Source organism: Candidatus Thiodiazotropha sp. AKIB8 (assembly GCF_058244675.1).
In genome coordinates this window covers 91,480-105,653 of the sequence record NZ_JBSYOO010000039.1, presented here as the reverse complement: position 1 = coordinate 105,653, position 14,174 = coordinate 91,480, and the positions used below count along the sequence as shown (strand labels likewise).

Below are 14,174 nucleotides of genomic sequence, written 5' to 3'. Positions count from 1 at the left end.
AGTATTTGATTTATGAGTGAAAAAGATTTCAGTATGGTTTTTCCCGGCCAAGGTTCTCAATCAGTTGGTATGCTGAGTGAATTGGCTGATGCTTTTCCGATTGTCACTGAGACCTTTAGCGAGGCATCTGACGTATTAGGTTATGATCTTTGGGCGATGGTTCAGGATGGGCCAGCTGAATCATTAAATCGAACTGAGGTTACCCAACCCGCGATGCTTGCAGCAGGCGTTGCGGTGTGGCGAGTTTGGCTGGATCAGCAAGGCCCACTGCCGAAGCTTATGGCAGGCCATAGTCTTGGTGAGTATTCTGCATTAGTCTGCGCAGGTGTGCTGACATTTTCCGATGCGTCTAAATTGGTAGCAGAGCGCGCTAAACTCATGCAAAGCGCTGTTCCTGAGGGTAGTGGTAGCATGGCAGCCATTCTTGGACTGGATGATGATGCTGTTAGAGAAGTATGTCGCAATGCTGCATCCGGTGAAGTGGTTGAGGCGGTGAATTTCAATTCACCAGGTCAGGTGGTCATTGCTGGTAATAAGAGCGCGATTGAAAGAGCATGCGAACTCGCTAAAGAAGCCGGGGCTAAACGTGCACTGCCGTTACCGGTAAGTGTCCCTTCTCATTGTGCCCTGATGAAACCTGCTGCAGAGCATTTGAATGAACAGTTGGCGTCAATTTCTTTTTCAGAACCCACCATACCTGTGTTGCACAACGTCAATGTGGAAACGGTAAAGGATGCTGATCAGATTAAAGCACTAATTGTTGCCCAGTTGTATAGTCCGGTTCGTTGGGTTGAAACTGTGCAAAAGATGTCGGAAGCGGGTTGTTCCAGGTTGCTGGAAGTCGGACCGGGAAGAGTGCTTGCTGGTCTGACAAAGAGAATCGACCGAAGCCTGACCGGTATTGCAATATTCGATACCAATAGTCTTAATCAAGCTATGGAGACCTTGAAATGAGCCTGGAAAACGAACTTGCCTTGGTAACGGGAGCCAGTCGAGGTATTGGTGCATCCATTGCTGATACTTTGTCATCGGCTGGGGCAACTGTAATTGGTACTGCAACCTCGGAGTCGGGTGCTCAAGCGATAACGGATCGTATGGACGCTGCCGGTTTTCAGGGTTCCGGTATGGTTTTGGATGTCGCGGATCAAGACTCTATCGATGTTTTAATGGCAGCCATCTCTGAAAAGTATGGTGTGCCGGGTATTCTGGTCAACAATGCCGGGATTACCAATGACAACCTTCTGATGCGAATGAAAGATGATGAGTGGGATCGAGTCATCAATACCAATCTCTCATCTGTCTTCCGTCTTAGTAAAAGTGTGCTGAGAGGTATGATGAAGGCGCGTAAAGGGCGCATCATCAGTATATCTTCGGTGGTTGGATCCATGGGAAATGCAGGCCAGTCAAACTATGCTGCAGCCAAGGCCGGGATCGATGGTTTCACCCGTTCTCTGGCGAGAGAGGTGGGTTCCCGTGGTATAACCGTGAATTCTGTAGCTCCTGGCTTTATTGAAACTGATATGACCAATCAGTTACCCGAAGCACAACGCAAGAGTTTGATTGAGAGTATTCCGCTTCAACAATTAGGGTCACCAGAGGATATTGCCAATGCTGTACTCTTTTTGGCAGGTGAGTCTGGGCGCTATATCACAGGTGAGACCCTGCATGTAAATGGCGGAATGTACATGACTTGAGACCTTCTTGAAGGCCATGAATATTACAAGGTAAGTTAAGTATAGCTTGTAATATTATGTTTTTAAAAAGATAATTGGGAAAATGCTGACATTACACTGATCTGATGATTACGCTTTTCTCAGAACTTTTTTGTTACTACAATACCGCATCGGTCCTATTCGAGGCCGTCGGTTAATCCAGAGGAAATTAATAAAATGAGCGATGTCGTAGAACGAGTTCGTAAAATCGTCGTAGAACAACTGGGCGTTAAAGATGAAGAGGTGACACTAGAAGCCTCATTCGTCGATGATCTTGGCGCTGACTCTCTCGACACAGTAGAACTGGTGATGGCCCTAGAAGAGGAGTTTGAAACTGAGATTCCTGATGAAGAGGCTGAAAAAATTACAACTGTGCAGTTGGCTGTTGATTACATCAACGCCCATAGTTGAGCTGTTCATAAGGTTTATCTCTCATAGGCCGTCATGCTCCATGCTTTTGGGAGCGCGGCCTTTTTGTTTTTCAGCATCACCTATGAAATTTGGGGGTAGTCTTACATGACTGCAAGAAGGGTTGTCATTACTGGGTTGGGCATGGTGGCTCCTGTCGGACTGGATGTCGATTCCGCATGGACGAATATTCAGGCTGGTAAGAGTGGCATCCAGCCGATCACCCATTTTGATGTCGGACCATTCTCGACTCAATTTGGTGGTCCAATTTACGGCTTCGAAGTCACTGACTATATCCCGAAGAAAGAAGCCAAAAAAATGGATAAGTTTATCCACTACGGTGTTGCTGCAGGTATACAGGCGATCAAGGATTCCGGTCTGGAAGTGACTGATGAGAATGCCGATCGTATCGGTGTGCTCATTGGCTCGGGTATCGGTGGAATAACCGGTATCGAAAACAGCTATCAATCCTATCTTGATGGTGGGCCGCGCAAGATTTCACCCTTTTTCGTACCTTCAAGCATAATCAATATGGTATCGGGCAATCTCTCCATCATGTATGGATTGAAAGGGCCCAACTATTCGATCGTTTCTGCCTGCAGTAGTGGTGCTCACAGTATTGCTGAGGCGGCAATGATGATTCGCTTCGGTCGTACTGATGTGATGATTGCCGGTGGTGCTGAAATGGCTACCTCACCCGTGGGATTGGGCGGCTTCGCTGCTGCTAGGGCACTTTCTCGTAGAAATGACGATCCCCAGGCAGCCAGCCGTCCTTGGGATAAGGATCGTGATGGGTTCGTACTTAGCGATGGTGCCGGTGTTGTGGTTTTGGAAGAGTATGAGATGGCCAAGGCTCGAGGCGCCACGATCTATGCTGAACTGGTAGGTGTCGGTATGAACTCCGACGCGTTTCATATGACAGCACCATCCAAGGATGGCTCTGGAGCGGCTCAGTGCATGAATTTAGCCTTGCAGGATGCGGGCATAAATCATGATCAGGTTGACTATATCAATGCTCATGGCACCTCCACCCCTGCTGGTGATGTGGCGGAAACCCTTGCAGTCAAAAGAGCGTTCGGTGACCATGCCCATAAGCTCTGTGTCAGCTCCACCAAGTCAATGACCGGTCATATGCTGGGCGCTGCCGGTGGCGCAGAGGCTGTATTTACCATTCTGGCTCTGCATAACCAGGTGGTTCCTCCAACCATCAATCTCGAGAATCAGGATCCGGAATGCGATCTTGACTATGTGCCCAACACAGCCCGGGAGATGAAATTGGATGTGGTGATCTCAAACTCTTTTGGTTTTGGGGGCACAAATGGAACCTTGGCGTTTCGAAAAGTATAGAGCCAGTTTCGAAGACCTCTGTTGCTGATTGACGGACAGCCAGCTGATCAGATACCCCTCACGGATCGTGGGTTGCAATATGGTGATGGTCTATTCGAGACCATCGCAATTCAGGATGGCAGGCCCTGCCTGTGGCAAAGACATATGCGTCGTTTGCAAAAGGGTGAATCGGCGCTAGGTTTTCCTCCCATAGATAAGGAGCTTCTCTGGCAGGAGGCGCATAAGCTGTGTACCGGCCGGCAACAGGGCGTTCTCAAAATCGTGCTGACCCGTGGTAGTGGTGGACGAGGCTATCGGCCACCAGATCCTTGTCAACCGAGACGCATGCTTACCACTCATCCTTGGCCGGACTATCCTCAAAGTTGGTATGATCATGGCATTGTACTAAGACGTTGTGATACGCCCATTTCCCGACAAAGCCGACTTGCAGGCATTAAACACCTCAACCGATTGGATCAAGTACTGGCTAGAGCTGAGTGGCGTGATTCTGCCATTGTCGAGGGTCTGATGATGGATGAGATGAGTAATGTAATTTCTGGTACTCAGTCCAATATCTTTCTGATAAAGGGAGATCAGCTGATTACACCAGAACTCTCTCAAGCAGGCATAGCCGGTGTGGTGCGGGAGTTGGTACTTGAATTCGCGGGGCAATACTCTCTACATCCACAAGTAATTAAAGTAGGATTAGACGATCTGAAACAGGCTGATGCGCTGTTTATCACTAACTCCATATTGGGGCTATGTCCGGTAGCAAGATTCGAAGATCGCCAATATGATCTGAGTAATATTCCTTCTGAGCTGGTCAAGTTCGTTGAAAATTCATACCGAGCCGATGTGTGATGCTACTGAAACCAACTTTTTCTACAATCAGGCCAATCGGGTAATTCCGATCAGACAGTACAGCTTTCTGTAAAATGAGGGGAGAATGAACAGACTGTTAGGCATCTCAATCTTCGCTATAAGCCTTATCCTCGCCTGGGGATGGCTTGAATACGATGATTTCATTAATAATCCGCTGGAATTACCAGCAGAGGGCCTTAACTATCAGCTTGTTTCAGGCACAACCGTCAGGGGGATGGCCAATGATCTCCAACAAAAAGGGATAATTCAAAAACCCGTTCTACTGGAGTTTTTGGCTCGCTGGAATGGATCGGCCAGCCAATTAAAAGCTGGTGAGTACTATTTGCCTGCAGCTATAACACCTCCGAAACTGCTGGAAATACTCAGTTCTTCCCAGGTGGTGCAGCATGCATTAACCATAATCGAAGGCTGGACCTTTGCGCAGATGATGGGTTCGGTGCGAACAAACCCGGTTTTAAAACAGACTCTAGAGGGTTTGGATGACGCTCAGATTATGACCAGGCTAGGCTTTGAAGGTCAGCATCCGGAGGGGCGTTTTTATCCTGATACCTATCATTTTCCAATGGGTACGACAGACCTGCAGTTTCTACAGCGGGCCTACCAACGCATGCAGAAGACCCTAGATGAAGCCTGGGCTGACCGGGTACCCGATCTGCCTTTAAAAACACCCTATGAAGCACTCATCCTTGCCTCGATTATTGAACGTGAGACTGGACTGCCAGAAGAGAGAGAGGAGATTGCAGGGGTATTTATCAGACGGCTCAACCGCAACATGCTGTTGCAGACCGATCCGACCGTGATCTATGGCATGGGTGATCGTTATGACGGCAATATACGCAAGCGAGATTTGACCCGTGATACCCCCTACAACACCTATACACGCAAAGGCCTGACACCAACACCGATTGCTATGCCAAGTGGTGCGGCAATCAGGGCGGCACTCCACCCCAAGCCGGGCAAAACTCTCTATTTCGTTGCCACAGGGGAAGGTGGACACTATTTTTCAGAAAATCTGAAACAACACAACAATGCAGTGCGAAAGTACCAGTTAAAGCGATGAGTGAAGGCCTGAGAGGACGATTTATTACTGTAGAAGGGGGCGAGGGGGCTGGTAAAAGCAGTAACCTCTCCTTTATACGAGGTTTGTTGGAAGCAGCCGGTAAACAGGTATTGTTTACACGTGAGCCAGGGGGAACTGAACTAGGTGAAGAGGTCAGAGATCTGCTGCTGGGGCATCGGCATACAGGCATGGCAGATGACACAGAATTACTCCTCATGTTTGCAGCAAGAGCTGAACATCTGCAGCGTAAAATCATACCAGCCCTGGAACAAGGTCAGTGGGTACTCTGTGATCGGTTTACTGATGCCAGTTATGCCTACCAGGGGGCTGGTCGAGGCCTTGCAAAAGATCGAATCAAAACCCTGGAGCAGTTTGTGCAGGGTGACCTGAGACCAGATCTGACCCTGCTTCTGGATCTTCCTGTGGAAATTGGACTGGATAGAGCCGGCAAACGATCTGAGCCTGATCGTTTTGAAAAACAGGAACAGACTTTTTTCGAACAGGTGAGAAGCGGCTATCTCGATATTGCTGCAAGCGAACCTGGCCGGGTTAAAGTTATTGACGCTTCCCCTGCTTTGGAGACAGTACAGCAGCAAATATCTGCTGTGATGGCGGAATTTCTGGATCACACTGATGAGTGAGATAGCCTACAGACATCTACCCTGGCATGAGCCGCAGTGGCTTCAATTACAACAATCTGTCGATCAGGGTCGTCTACCTCACGCACTACTGTTCAGTGGCGCCTCCGGGCTTGGAAAAGAGCGCTTTGCACTCAGTTTCGCTCAATCATTGCTTTGTTCTGACAGGGACAAATCGGGCCAGCCATGCGGAAAGTGTCGAAACTGCCAATTAATGTCGAGTGGTCATCACCCCGATTTTCAGTGGGTCAGGCCAGATGAGGATAGTAAAAGTGGTGAGATTAAAATTGAGTCGATCAGAAGATTTACCGACTCAGCAGGTCTGACTACCCATTCCGCCAACTACAAGGTTATTGCAATTCAACCAGCACATCGAATGACAAACGGAGCAGCCAATAGTCTTTTAAAAACCCTTGAGGAGCCTACATCCAGTACGGTGATTTTGCTATTGACCGATCAGCCAGCGAGATTGTTACCCACCATTAGAAGTCGCTGCATGTCTTTACTGTTTCGTCCCCCTGAGCAAGAGAGTGCCTTGAACTGGCTATCCGATAAGGTTAAATACGGAGATCCTTCACTGCTGCTCGCCCTGGCGAACGGTGCACCCCTTAAGGCCTTGTCACTGGATGATGAAGCGTTGCTTGAAAGGCGTAGTGAGATGTTGAAGCAGTTTCTTGCTTTGAGTGAGGGACGTTTGGATCCGGTGAAGTTGGCTGGTCGTTGGCAAAAATTCGACTTTAACCTATTGATGGAGTGGCTGATTGGCTGGGTTATAGATCTCCAGCGTTTGAAAATGACCAGCTCTGCCCCCTCCCTGTTCAATCCAGATAGCACTCAAGCTTTGCAGAAGACAGCCGACAAGTTAAACTCTAGGGAAATTCAAGAATATTTGGAAAATCTCTATGTTGCAAGGGGATTGGCCGATAGTAATTTAAATTTGCAACTGACACTGGAAAAACTACTTATCGAGTGGCATACCTGCTCGTCGCAGGCAGCATAGAAGATTAGGTTAAATATGGCAGGCGGACCGAAACAAGGAATACTCTCACTCACCATCAAGGATAAAAACGCCTTGTACGCTGCCTATATGCAGTTTGTTCAGTTTGGTGGTCTATTCATTCCCACCACCAAGCAGTACCGTCTTGGTGATGAAGTCTTCATGCTATTAACCCTTATGGATGAAGCAGAACGTCTCCCTGTGGCAGGTAAAATCATCTGGATTACGCCAGTTGGCGCTGAAGGCAACAGGGCTGCAGGTATAGGTGTTCAGTTCAGTGATCAGGATGGTGGCGCGGCTCGTAATAAGATCGAGACCTATCTTGCCGGTGCCCTCAAGTCCGACCGTCCCACACACACGCTGTAAATCTGATATCCAGTTCCCCTTTTATTTAAATGGCCGCTGACCGCAACTCTCCAGGGCTGATGGTGTAAAATGCGTTATCAGCCTAATAGTCAGAAAATATTACAATGCTTGTAGATTCTCATTGCCATCTTGATCGGGTTGCTCTCGATCATTATGAAAACGACTTCAATCGCTTTGTTTCAACGACCCTTGATTCAGGAATCGACCAGATGTTGTGCGTCTCCATTGATTTGGAGTCCTGGCCATCAATGGTCTCACTGGTTGAAGCATTTCCCCAGATTTCAGTATCAGTTGGGGTGCATCCGAATGACAGAGAGCGGCGTGATCCAAGCGCCTCCGAACTGGTAGAACTGGCCAGTCACCCCAAGGTAATTGCCATTGGGGAGACCGGGTTAGACTATTTTCACGGATCCGGTGATCTGGATTGGCAACGTGAACGATTTTGTCGACATATCCAAGGGGCTAAACAGGCAGAGATGCCGTTGATCATCCATACAAGAGATGCAAAATCAGATACCCTAAGCATCATGCAATCAGAGGGAGCGGATCAAACTGGCGGTGTTATGCACTGTTTCACTGAAGACTGGTCGATGGCGGAGCAGGCAATTGAGATGGGCTTCTATATCTCTTTCTCTGGCATTATCACTTTTAAAAACGCAGCGGATTTACGCGAAGTGGTGAAAAAAGTTCCGATTGATCGTCTACTGATTGAGACAGACTCTCCTTATCTTGCGCCGGTACCTCATCGCGGTAAGCCAAACCAGCCAATCTATGTTCGTCAGGTTGCAGAGTGTGTCGCTGATATCAAAAGTATGAGTATCGAAGAGGTTGCTCAGGTTACATCTGATAACTACTATCGGTGTTTTCCTTTGGCGAATCGCTAATCCTGGAGATCTTTCAGAGTGGTCTATCTCGTCGGCTGAATAGAAGTTCGATGATGATGGTAAGAATTGCTCAGGAATCCTGGTTACCTTCCACAGAATCTGAAGTCGGTAGCTTCTCTTCACCGGTTCATTAGGTGGTTTTCGTTTCAGTGGGGCATGGTGCGGCAGGGCCGCACCCTACAAATATTCCGATACAGGTCACAGTGAACGCTTTGAGTTGCTTCTCATGAGTGGTGAGTATTTTACTTCAGTGCAGTTTCAATGTATGAACCATCAATCCAATGTAGGGTGCGGCCCTGCTGCACCATTTGGTTGATAATTACTCAGGAATTCCGGTAACTTTCCAGCAGAATCTGAAGTTGGTAGCTTCTGTTATGCGGCTATTGAGGTGGTTTTGTTTTGTGAGTCATGGTGCGGCAGGGCCGCACCCTACAAATATTCCGATACAGGTCACAGTGAACGCTTTGAGTTGCTTCTCATGAGTGGTGAGTATTCTACTTCAGTGCAGTTTCAATGTATGAACTATCAATCCAATGTAGGGTGCGGCCCTGCCGCACCATGCCCAACTAAAACAAAAACCACCTGACGAGTCGGTGTATAGACGCTGCTGGTAACGAACAAACTATCTGGGATTATTGGAGAATTCTCACCCTGATGGTGCGGCAGGGCCGCACCCTACAATTTTTCGATGCAGATCTCAGTGGCCTTTATATAGAGCTTTGAGTTGCTCCTCATGTGTGGTGAGTATTTTACTTCTGCGTAGTTTTAAGGTGGGTGTCATCAATCCGTTTTCTACTGTCCAGGGATCGTTTGTCAAGGTCACACGTACTATCTTTGCATACCCTGGAAAGTTATCCAGATGACTGTTGATTCTATCGAGTAACACCTGCTCTTGCTGTTCACTCAGGCTGTTGGCTTCATAACCCTGGGCATTCTCATGTTCAGGATCGAGGTAGATAAGTGCACTCAGATAGGGTTTTCCTTCGCCTATGATCAGCACCTGCTCAAATAACGTATCCATGCTGATGCACATCTCCATATCTGCAGGGGGTACTTTTTCACCATTTGCCAGAACAATGATCTCTTTAAGTCGGCCGGTGATGAAGATGTGGTTGGATTCTATCTTGGCTTTGTCACCGGTATGGTACCACCCCTCTTCATCAATTGTTTCTGCAGTGGCTGTTCTATTATTCCAGTATCCCAGCATCACATTGGGTGCTCTACATAACAGCTCCTCACGCTCATTGATCTTGATCTCTACACCTGGGAAGGGGATGCCAACACTCGATGGAATATTGTTTTCATGCGTATTTGCAGCGATGATCGGACTGGTTTCAGTTAATCCATATCCCTGAAGAATTGGTACCCCAAGACCAATGAATACCCGGGCAATCTCTGCAGATAGAGGTGCGCCACCGGATACGGCAATCCGCAGCCTTCCCCCCAGTTTCTGCTGTATCTTGCTGGCGACAAGTTTATTCAACAGAGGCCAGAGAAGCTGACTTGAAGACCAGGCCTGTCGACCCTGTTCAGATTCAAACTTTTTCCAGCCAGTATCTACAGCAAGATTGAAGAGTTTGTTGGCTATTGCAGAGTCGGAAGCCAACTTGTCCTGTATCTTTGTATAGACTCGCTCGAAGATTCTGGGTACAGAGACAATAATTGTCGGCTTGATGATTTGTAGGTCTTCGCCCAATTCTGGAATGGAACGAGCGTATGCTGTTTTGGCCCCAGAGACCATCGCCAGGTAATAGCCAACTGTGCGTTCAAGGGTATGTGACAGGGGCAGAAAAGAGAGAAAGGTATCATCCGGGAATATGTCGATGATTTTGACGCCACTCTCTATGTCCCACAGAATATTCCTGTGGCTGAGCATAACCCCTTTGGATCGACCGGTGGTACCAGAGGTATAGACAATCGTTGCAAGCTCCTCGCTTGGTACATTTAATACCTGCAACTCTGCGTCATTCAAATCTGATAGCCACTCATCAATGTGTACCAAACGTGGTTGCAGACCGAGGGGGTCAACCTTCTCCATCGTCACAATGCGATTAAGACCGGCAAGTTGATTACGGATCTGCTGTAGATCACGCCACTGCTGATCAGTCTCGAGCAGCAGCAGTCGTACACCTGCATCCTGCAATATATAACCAATATTTTCCGCCCGGTCGTTGGTATAGAGGGGCACCGTGACAAGGCCGAGACCTGATGCAGCGATATCGAAGGTTACCCACTCCTTGCTGTTTTTCATCATCACCGCAACACGATCTCCCGGTTTGAGATCTTCGTTGCGAAAAGCTGCCTGCCACTGGGCTACCTTGAGCGCCATTTCACGCCAGCTGCTCTCTTGCCACTGCTCGCTGGCTCTATCGTATTGAATATAGGCAATATCGTCAGGTGATCGTCTGACTCGCTCCTGAAATACGCCTGCCAGTGTGTCAGCTTGATCGAGGCTAATATAGTCAGTGTTTAATTTATTCATGCCGAAGTTATCGTTGTTATTCAGTTCACTCTCTTCCTGAGACCCTTTTTCTTTATTGTGATGTGTGTTTTCAAAAAATAACATTACACACCCCTTAAGTTAGCCCATCCGTCATCAGGATGAAACTGATTACCGTGACGTTTTTCTAATATCTCAAGTTGATGGCGCTGACTGTCCAGTCCGCCAGTGTGTATGGTGTGCATCGGGCCACCTCGAAATGGGGCGAATCCGGTTCCGAATATCACACCGGCATCCAACAGATCCTCATCCTCAATTACACCTTCTCGCAAGCAGGCAACCGACTCATTGAGTAGACGGAATATCATCCGGTCAGTGATGTCTTCCGGTGGGGTAAATCCACTCTCAATTTTTTCTTTACGAATTCGACCTTTCTCATAGGCATAGAAGCCTCGGCCACTTTTTTTACCGAGTTGCTGCTGTTCGACTTGTTGCTTGAGCTTTTCTGGAATCTCCAGATCGAACAGCGGGGCTAATTTGTCAGCGACAGCCAGACAGATATCCAGCCCAACCGCATCTGCCAGCTCCACTGGTCCCATAGGCATACCGAAATCCACCGCTGCCTGGTCGATTGCAGGGGCAGGTATACCTTCATCAATCATCTTCATCGCTTCCAACAGGTAGGGCATGAGGATACGATTGACCAAAAAGCCTGGGCTGCTTTTTACTGGAAGTGGCAGACGATCAATGCGTCGAACGAAAGCGGCACCCTTATGAATCAGATCCTGATCGGTATCTTTTCCATGAACCACTTCAACCAGCTGCATCTTAGCAACAGGGTTAAAGAAGTGCAGACCAATCAATCGACTTGGGTTGTCTAGTGCCTCGCTGATGGTTTCCAGGGGGATGCTTGAAGTATTCGAGGCAAGCAGGGCATCTGGACGCATTTGCGACTCAAGCTCAAGGAACAGTCGCTGTTTTGCTTCGATATCTTCGAAGATGGCTTCAATGGCAACATCCGCTTGGGCGACACCATGACCTTTTGGATCGGGAATCAATCTATCCATTGCAGCTCTGACCAGTCGAGGTTTGCGCAGTTTGCGGCTGAATAGTTTATGAGCTCGTTCAATGGCTCGGGTCAGAAACTTTGCCTCCCGATCCTGTAGGGTGACTTGTAGACCTTTCAGTGCACACCAAGCTGCAATGTCGCCCCCCATAATGCCTCCACCAACAACATGTACATGTTTGGGCATAAAGTCATTTTTACTGCCAAGGGATTTTAGTCGTTCCTGTAGAAAGAAGACCCGGATCAGGTTTTGAGCAGTATCCCCAACCAGCAGACGGCTTACTTCTCGGGCTTCACTGCGATACATAGCCCCAGGGTCTCCGCCATGCTGCTTCCAGTGGTCAATTAATGTAAAGGGAGCGAGATAGTGGTTGGGCTTGGCATGTTTGGCAGTTTCATGTTTCAGGTAGGGTGCAATGATCAGGCGCCCTGGGAGGGTGTTGGCCAAGCGGTTTAAAAGATTGGGTCGATCTGATTTCGCATTTCGTTGAATCATATCCAGAGCCAATGCCCTGATCTGTCTTTGTGGGGCGATCTGATCCACCATCCCCATCTTTTTTGCCTGGCGGGCACTGATGCTACGACCGCTCAACATCAGCTGCATAGCGGGCAGGGCGCCGATCCGATGGATGGCCCGTACAGTGCCACCATAACCGGGAAAGATACCCAGCCTGACTTCCGGAAAGGCAAGTCGGGTTGAGTCATCATCTTGCGCGATACGAATATTGCAGCTGAGTGCCAGCTCCAATCCGCCACCCAGACAGAATCCATGAATCAGTGCCAGAGTCGGGAAATTCAGATTTTCAATTCGTTCAAAGAGCGCATGAACCTGCTCTATATGGGCCTCGGCTTCTCTTTGATGCATGCCGCTGCGGAAGCTGTTGACGTCAGCACCGGCAATAAATCCACTGGGTTTGTCAGAGATAAAGATAAGTCCATTCGGTGCCTCAGCCTCAAGTTCATCAAGCCGTTCCCCAAGTTCAGTAAATGCCTCTTGGGAGAGGATGTTGACCGGGCTGTCGGCATGGTTGAAATGAAGCCAGCTGATTCCATGCGAGTCTGTTTCGATTTTCCAGTGCTTGTTCATTTCACCGCCTCCAATAACATGGCGCCGCCCTGGCCGCCTCCGATACAAAGAGTTGCCACTCCCCGTGTTGCTTCACGTTGTTGAAGTGTTTTGAGCAGATGAAGTACCAGTCGTGCTCCGCTTGCACCTACAGGGTGACCAATACTGATTGCACCGCCATCAACGTTCAGTCGGTCATCAGGAATTGGTGAAAGGGGGGCCTCGAGACCGAGCTCCTTCTGCATGTAGTCAGCGTCCTGCCATGCGGTTTGACAGGCAATTACCTGTGTAGCAAAGGCTTCGTTGATTTCCCAATAATCTACTGCACTGGCATCCATCTGTTGTCTTGTGAGTAGCTCACCCATGGCATGTACAGGGCCCAATCCCATCTGTGAGGGATCGAGCGCTGACCATTGGCAATCGATCACTTGACCGAGGATGGGAAGATCATACTGTTCAATAGCATTTTCAGATGCCAGCAGTAACATGGCTGCACCATCAGTAATCTGCGCGCTGTTGCCGGCTGTGACCTTGCCCACCGGGCGATCAAAGGCCGGTTTTAGTTTGGCCAGCTTATCCACTGTGCTGTCCCGTCTCAATCCGTCATCGTATTCAAATAACTCACCGTCATTTGTGTAGAGGGGTTCGATCTCATTCAAACGATCTGCATCAATAGCTTCTGCCAGTCGCTGATGACTGCGTACCGCGAACTCATCCATAGTCTGGCGGTCGATATTAAATCGCCACGCCAGCTTTTCAGCGGTTTGACCCATGGTAAGCCCCACCAGGGGGTCGGTGAGACCTCTTAGCAGTGCAATCACCAGTTGCAGATGTTGTGGGCGTAGTGCAGCAAGTTGTCTGCTTTTAGCAGTAAAGCTCTTAGCTCTGTTCCAGTCTGCCAGCCAGGCAACCATGGTCTGGTTGAGTAGTACGGGGTGATGACTCATCGATTCAGTGCCACCAGCCAAAACTAAATTGGCTCGCCCTGTGGAGATATCAAGTGCTGCACTGTCAATCGCCTGGAGTCCTGAGGCACAGTTGCGCTGCACGGTCCAGGCGGGGACTTTGTCACCACAACCGAGCCGAAGGGCAATAATGCGCGCTATATTGGCCTCGTCGGGACCTGGTGCAATGCAGCCTACAATCACCTCATCCAAGGCTTCAGCTGGGAAGGGTTGTCTGGTGAGTAGAGGCCGTCCTGCTGAGACGGCTAAATCAGAGGCCAGAAATTGGCCTGGCTTGCCTCTCGCTTTGATAAAAGGTGTACGACTTCCATCAACTACATAGACTTTACTTTTGACATTTTTATTCTTGTACATAAGTGGTTCC

Annotated in this window: 13 protein-coding genes; 10 read left to right on the top strand and 3 right to left on the bottom strand. The window is 48.7% G+C overall.

Annotation, left to right across the window (positions count from 1 at the left end):
* The first annotated feature begins 12 nt into the window (after window positions 1-12).
* The 10 genes from fabD (at window position 13) to AC4IFB_RS12365 (ending at window position 8,273) form a co-directional block, all read left to right on the top strand.
* Entirely contained in the window at window positions 13-954 is a 942-nt protein-coding gene (gene fabD, locus AC4IFB_RS12410; RefSeq protein ID WP_490780327.1) for an ACP S-malonyltransferase, read from the top strand.
* Window positions 951-1,694 (top strand): 3-oxoacyl-ACP reductase FabG, encoded by a 744-nt coding sequence (gene fabG / locus AC4IFB_RS12405; RefSeq protein WP_490776220.1) that lies wholly within the window; start codon window positions 951-953, stop codon window positions 1,692-1,694. Before fabD ends, fabG begins: the two co-directional genes overlap by 4 nt.
* 195 nt (window positions 1,695-1,889) lie before the next feature.
* Entirely contained in the window at window positions 1,890-2,123 is a 234-nt protein-coding gene (gene acpP, locus AC4IFB_RS12400; RefSeq protein WP_068993473.1) for an acyl carrier protein, read from the top strand.
* Between the two features lie 105 nt (window positions 2,124-2,228).
* Window positions 2,229-3,467: a beta-ketoacyl-ACP synthase II gene (gene fabF / locus AC4IFB_RS12395; protein WP_490776219.1), complete on the top strand. Its 1,239-nt coding sequence runs from the start codon at window positions 2,229-2,231 to the stop codon at window positions 3,465-3,467.
* A gap of 21 nt (window positions 3,468-3,488) precedes the next feature.
* Window positions 3,489-4,307, top strand: a complete 819-nt coding sequence (pabC, locus tag AC4IFB_RS12390; RefSeq protein ID WP_490780326.1) for an aminodeoxychorismate lyase — start codon at window positions 3,489-3,491, stop codon at window positions 4,305-4,307.
* Window positions 4,308-4,392: 85 nt separating this feature from the next.
* Entirely contained in the window at window positions 4,393-5,388 is a 996-nt protein-coding gene (mltG, locus tag AC4IFB_RS12385; protein ID WP_490780325.1) for an endolytic transglycosylase MltG, read from the top strand.
* Window positions 5,385-6,029: a dTMP kinase gene (gene tmk, locus AC4IFB_RS12380; protein ID WP_490776216.1), complete on the top strand. Its 645-nt coding sequence runs from the start codon at window positions 5,385-5,387 to the stop codon at window positions 6,027-6,029. The genes mltG and tmk overlap by 4 nt, the downstream gene beginning before the upstream one ends.
* The gene (locus tag AC4IFB_RS12375) at window positions 6,022-7,026 is read left to right on the top strand and encodes a DNA polymerase III subunit delta' (protein WP_490780324.1); all 1,005 of its coding nucleotides are present in this window, start codon (window positions 6,022-6,024) and stop codon (window positions 7,024-7,026) included. Before tmk ends, AC4IFB_RS12375 begins: the two co-directional genes overlap by 8 nt.
* 15 nt (window positions 7,027-7,041) lie before the next feature.
* Window positions 7,042-7,389: a PilZ domain-containing protein gene (locus tag AC4IFB_RS12370; protein ID WP_490776214.1), complete on the top strand. Its 348-nt coding sequence runs from the start codon at window positions 7,042-7,044 to the stop codon at window positions 7,387-7,389.
* 104 nt (window positions 7,390-7,493) lie between these two features.
* Window positions 7,494-8,273: a TatD family hydrolase gene (locus tag AC4IFB_RS12365; protein WP_490776213.1), complete on the top strand. Its 780-nt coding sequence runs from the start codon at window positions 7,494-7,496 to the stop codon at window positions 8,271-8,273.
* A gap of 697 nt (window positions 8,274-8,970) precedes the next feature.
* Here the strand turns inward: AC4IFB_RS12365 and AC4IFB_RS12360 are convergent.
* Genes AC4IFB_RS12360 through AC4IFB_RS12350 form a run of 3 tightly spaced genes read right to left on the bottom strand, consistent with a single transcriptional unit; the run spans window position 8,971 to window position 14,164 of the window.
* Window positions 8,971-10,839, bottom strand: coding sequence for an AMP-dependent synthetase/ligase (locus AC4IFB_RS12360; protein WP_490780323.1), 1,869 nt, complete (start codon window positions 10,837-10,839; stop codon window positions 8,971-8,973).
* On the bottom strand, window positions 10,839-12,866 hold the full coding sequence (locus AC4IFB_RS12355) for a 3-hydroxyacyl-CoA dehydrogenase NAD-binding domain-containing protein (protein WP_490780322.1): 2,028 nt from the start codon (window positions 12,864-12,866) through the stop codon (window positions 10,839-10,841). Before AC4IFB_RS12355 ends, AC4IFB_RS12360 begins: the two co-directional genes overlap by 1 nt.
* Window positions 12,863-14,164, bottom strand: a complete 1,302-nt coding sequence (locus tag AC4IFB_RS12350) for an acetyl-CoA C-acetyltransferase (RefSeq protein WP_490776395.1) — start codon at window positions 14,162-14,164, stop codon at window positions 12,863-12,865. Before AC4IFB_RS12350 ends, AC4IFB_RS12355 begins: the two co-directional genes overlap by 4 nt.
* Between the last annotated feature and the right edge of the window lie 10 nt (window positions 14,165-14,174).

Bases quoted from the DNA above. Each gene is read 5' to 3' on its own strand.
- fabG (WP_490776220.1), top strand. From the start codon at position 951: ATGAGCCTGGAAAACGAACTTGCCTTGGTAACGGGAGCCAGTCGAGGT.
- AC4IFB_RS12360 (WP_490780323.1), bottom strand. From the start codon at position 10,839: ATGTTATTTTTTGAAAACACACATCACAATAAAGAAAAAGGGTCTCAG.
- AC4IFB_RS12365 (WP_490776213.1), top strand. From the start codon at position 7,494: ATGCTTGTAGATTCTCATTGCCATCTTGATCGGGTTGCTCTCGATCAT.
- AC4IFB_RS12355 (WP_490780322.1), bottom strand. From the start codon at position 12,866: ATGAACAAGCACTGGAAAATCGAAACAGACTCGCATGGAATCAGCTGG.
- acpP (WP_068993473.1), top strand. From the start codon at position 1,890: ATGAGCGATGTCGTAGAACGAGTTCGTAAAATCGTCGTAGAACAACTG.
- tmk (WP_490776216.1), top strand. From the start codon at position 5,385: ATGAGTGAAGGCCTGAGAGGACGATTTATTACTGTAGAAGGGGGCGAG.
- mltG (WP_490780325.1), top strand. From the start codon at position 4,393: ATGAACAGACTGTTAGGCATCTCAATCTTCGCTATAAGCCTTATCCTC.
- AC4IFB_RS12350 (WP_490776395.1), bottom strand. From the start codon at position 14,164: ATGTACAAGAATAAAAATGTCAAAAGTAAAGTCTATGTAGTTGATGGA.
- AC4IFB_RS12370 (WP_490776214.1), top strand. From the start codon at position 7,042: ATGGCAGGCGGACCGAAACAAGGAATACTCTCACTCACCATCAAGGAT.
- AC4IFB_RS12375 (WP_490780324.1), top strand. From the start codon at position 6,022: ATGAGTGAGATAGCCTACAGACATCTACCCTGGCATGAGCCGCAGTGG.
- fabF (WP_490776219.1), top strand. From the start codon at position 2,229: ATGACTGCAAGAAGGGTTGTCATTACTGGGTTGGGCATGGTGGCTCCT.
- fabD (WP_490780327.1), top strand. From the start codon at position 13: ATGAGTGAAAAAGATTTCAGTATGGTTTTTCCCGGCCAAGGTTCTCAA.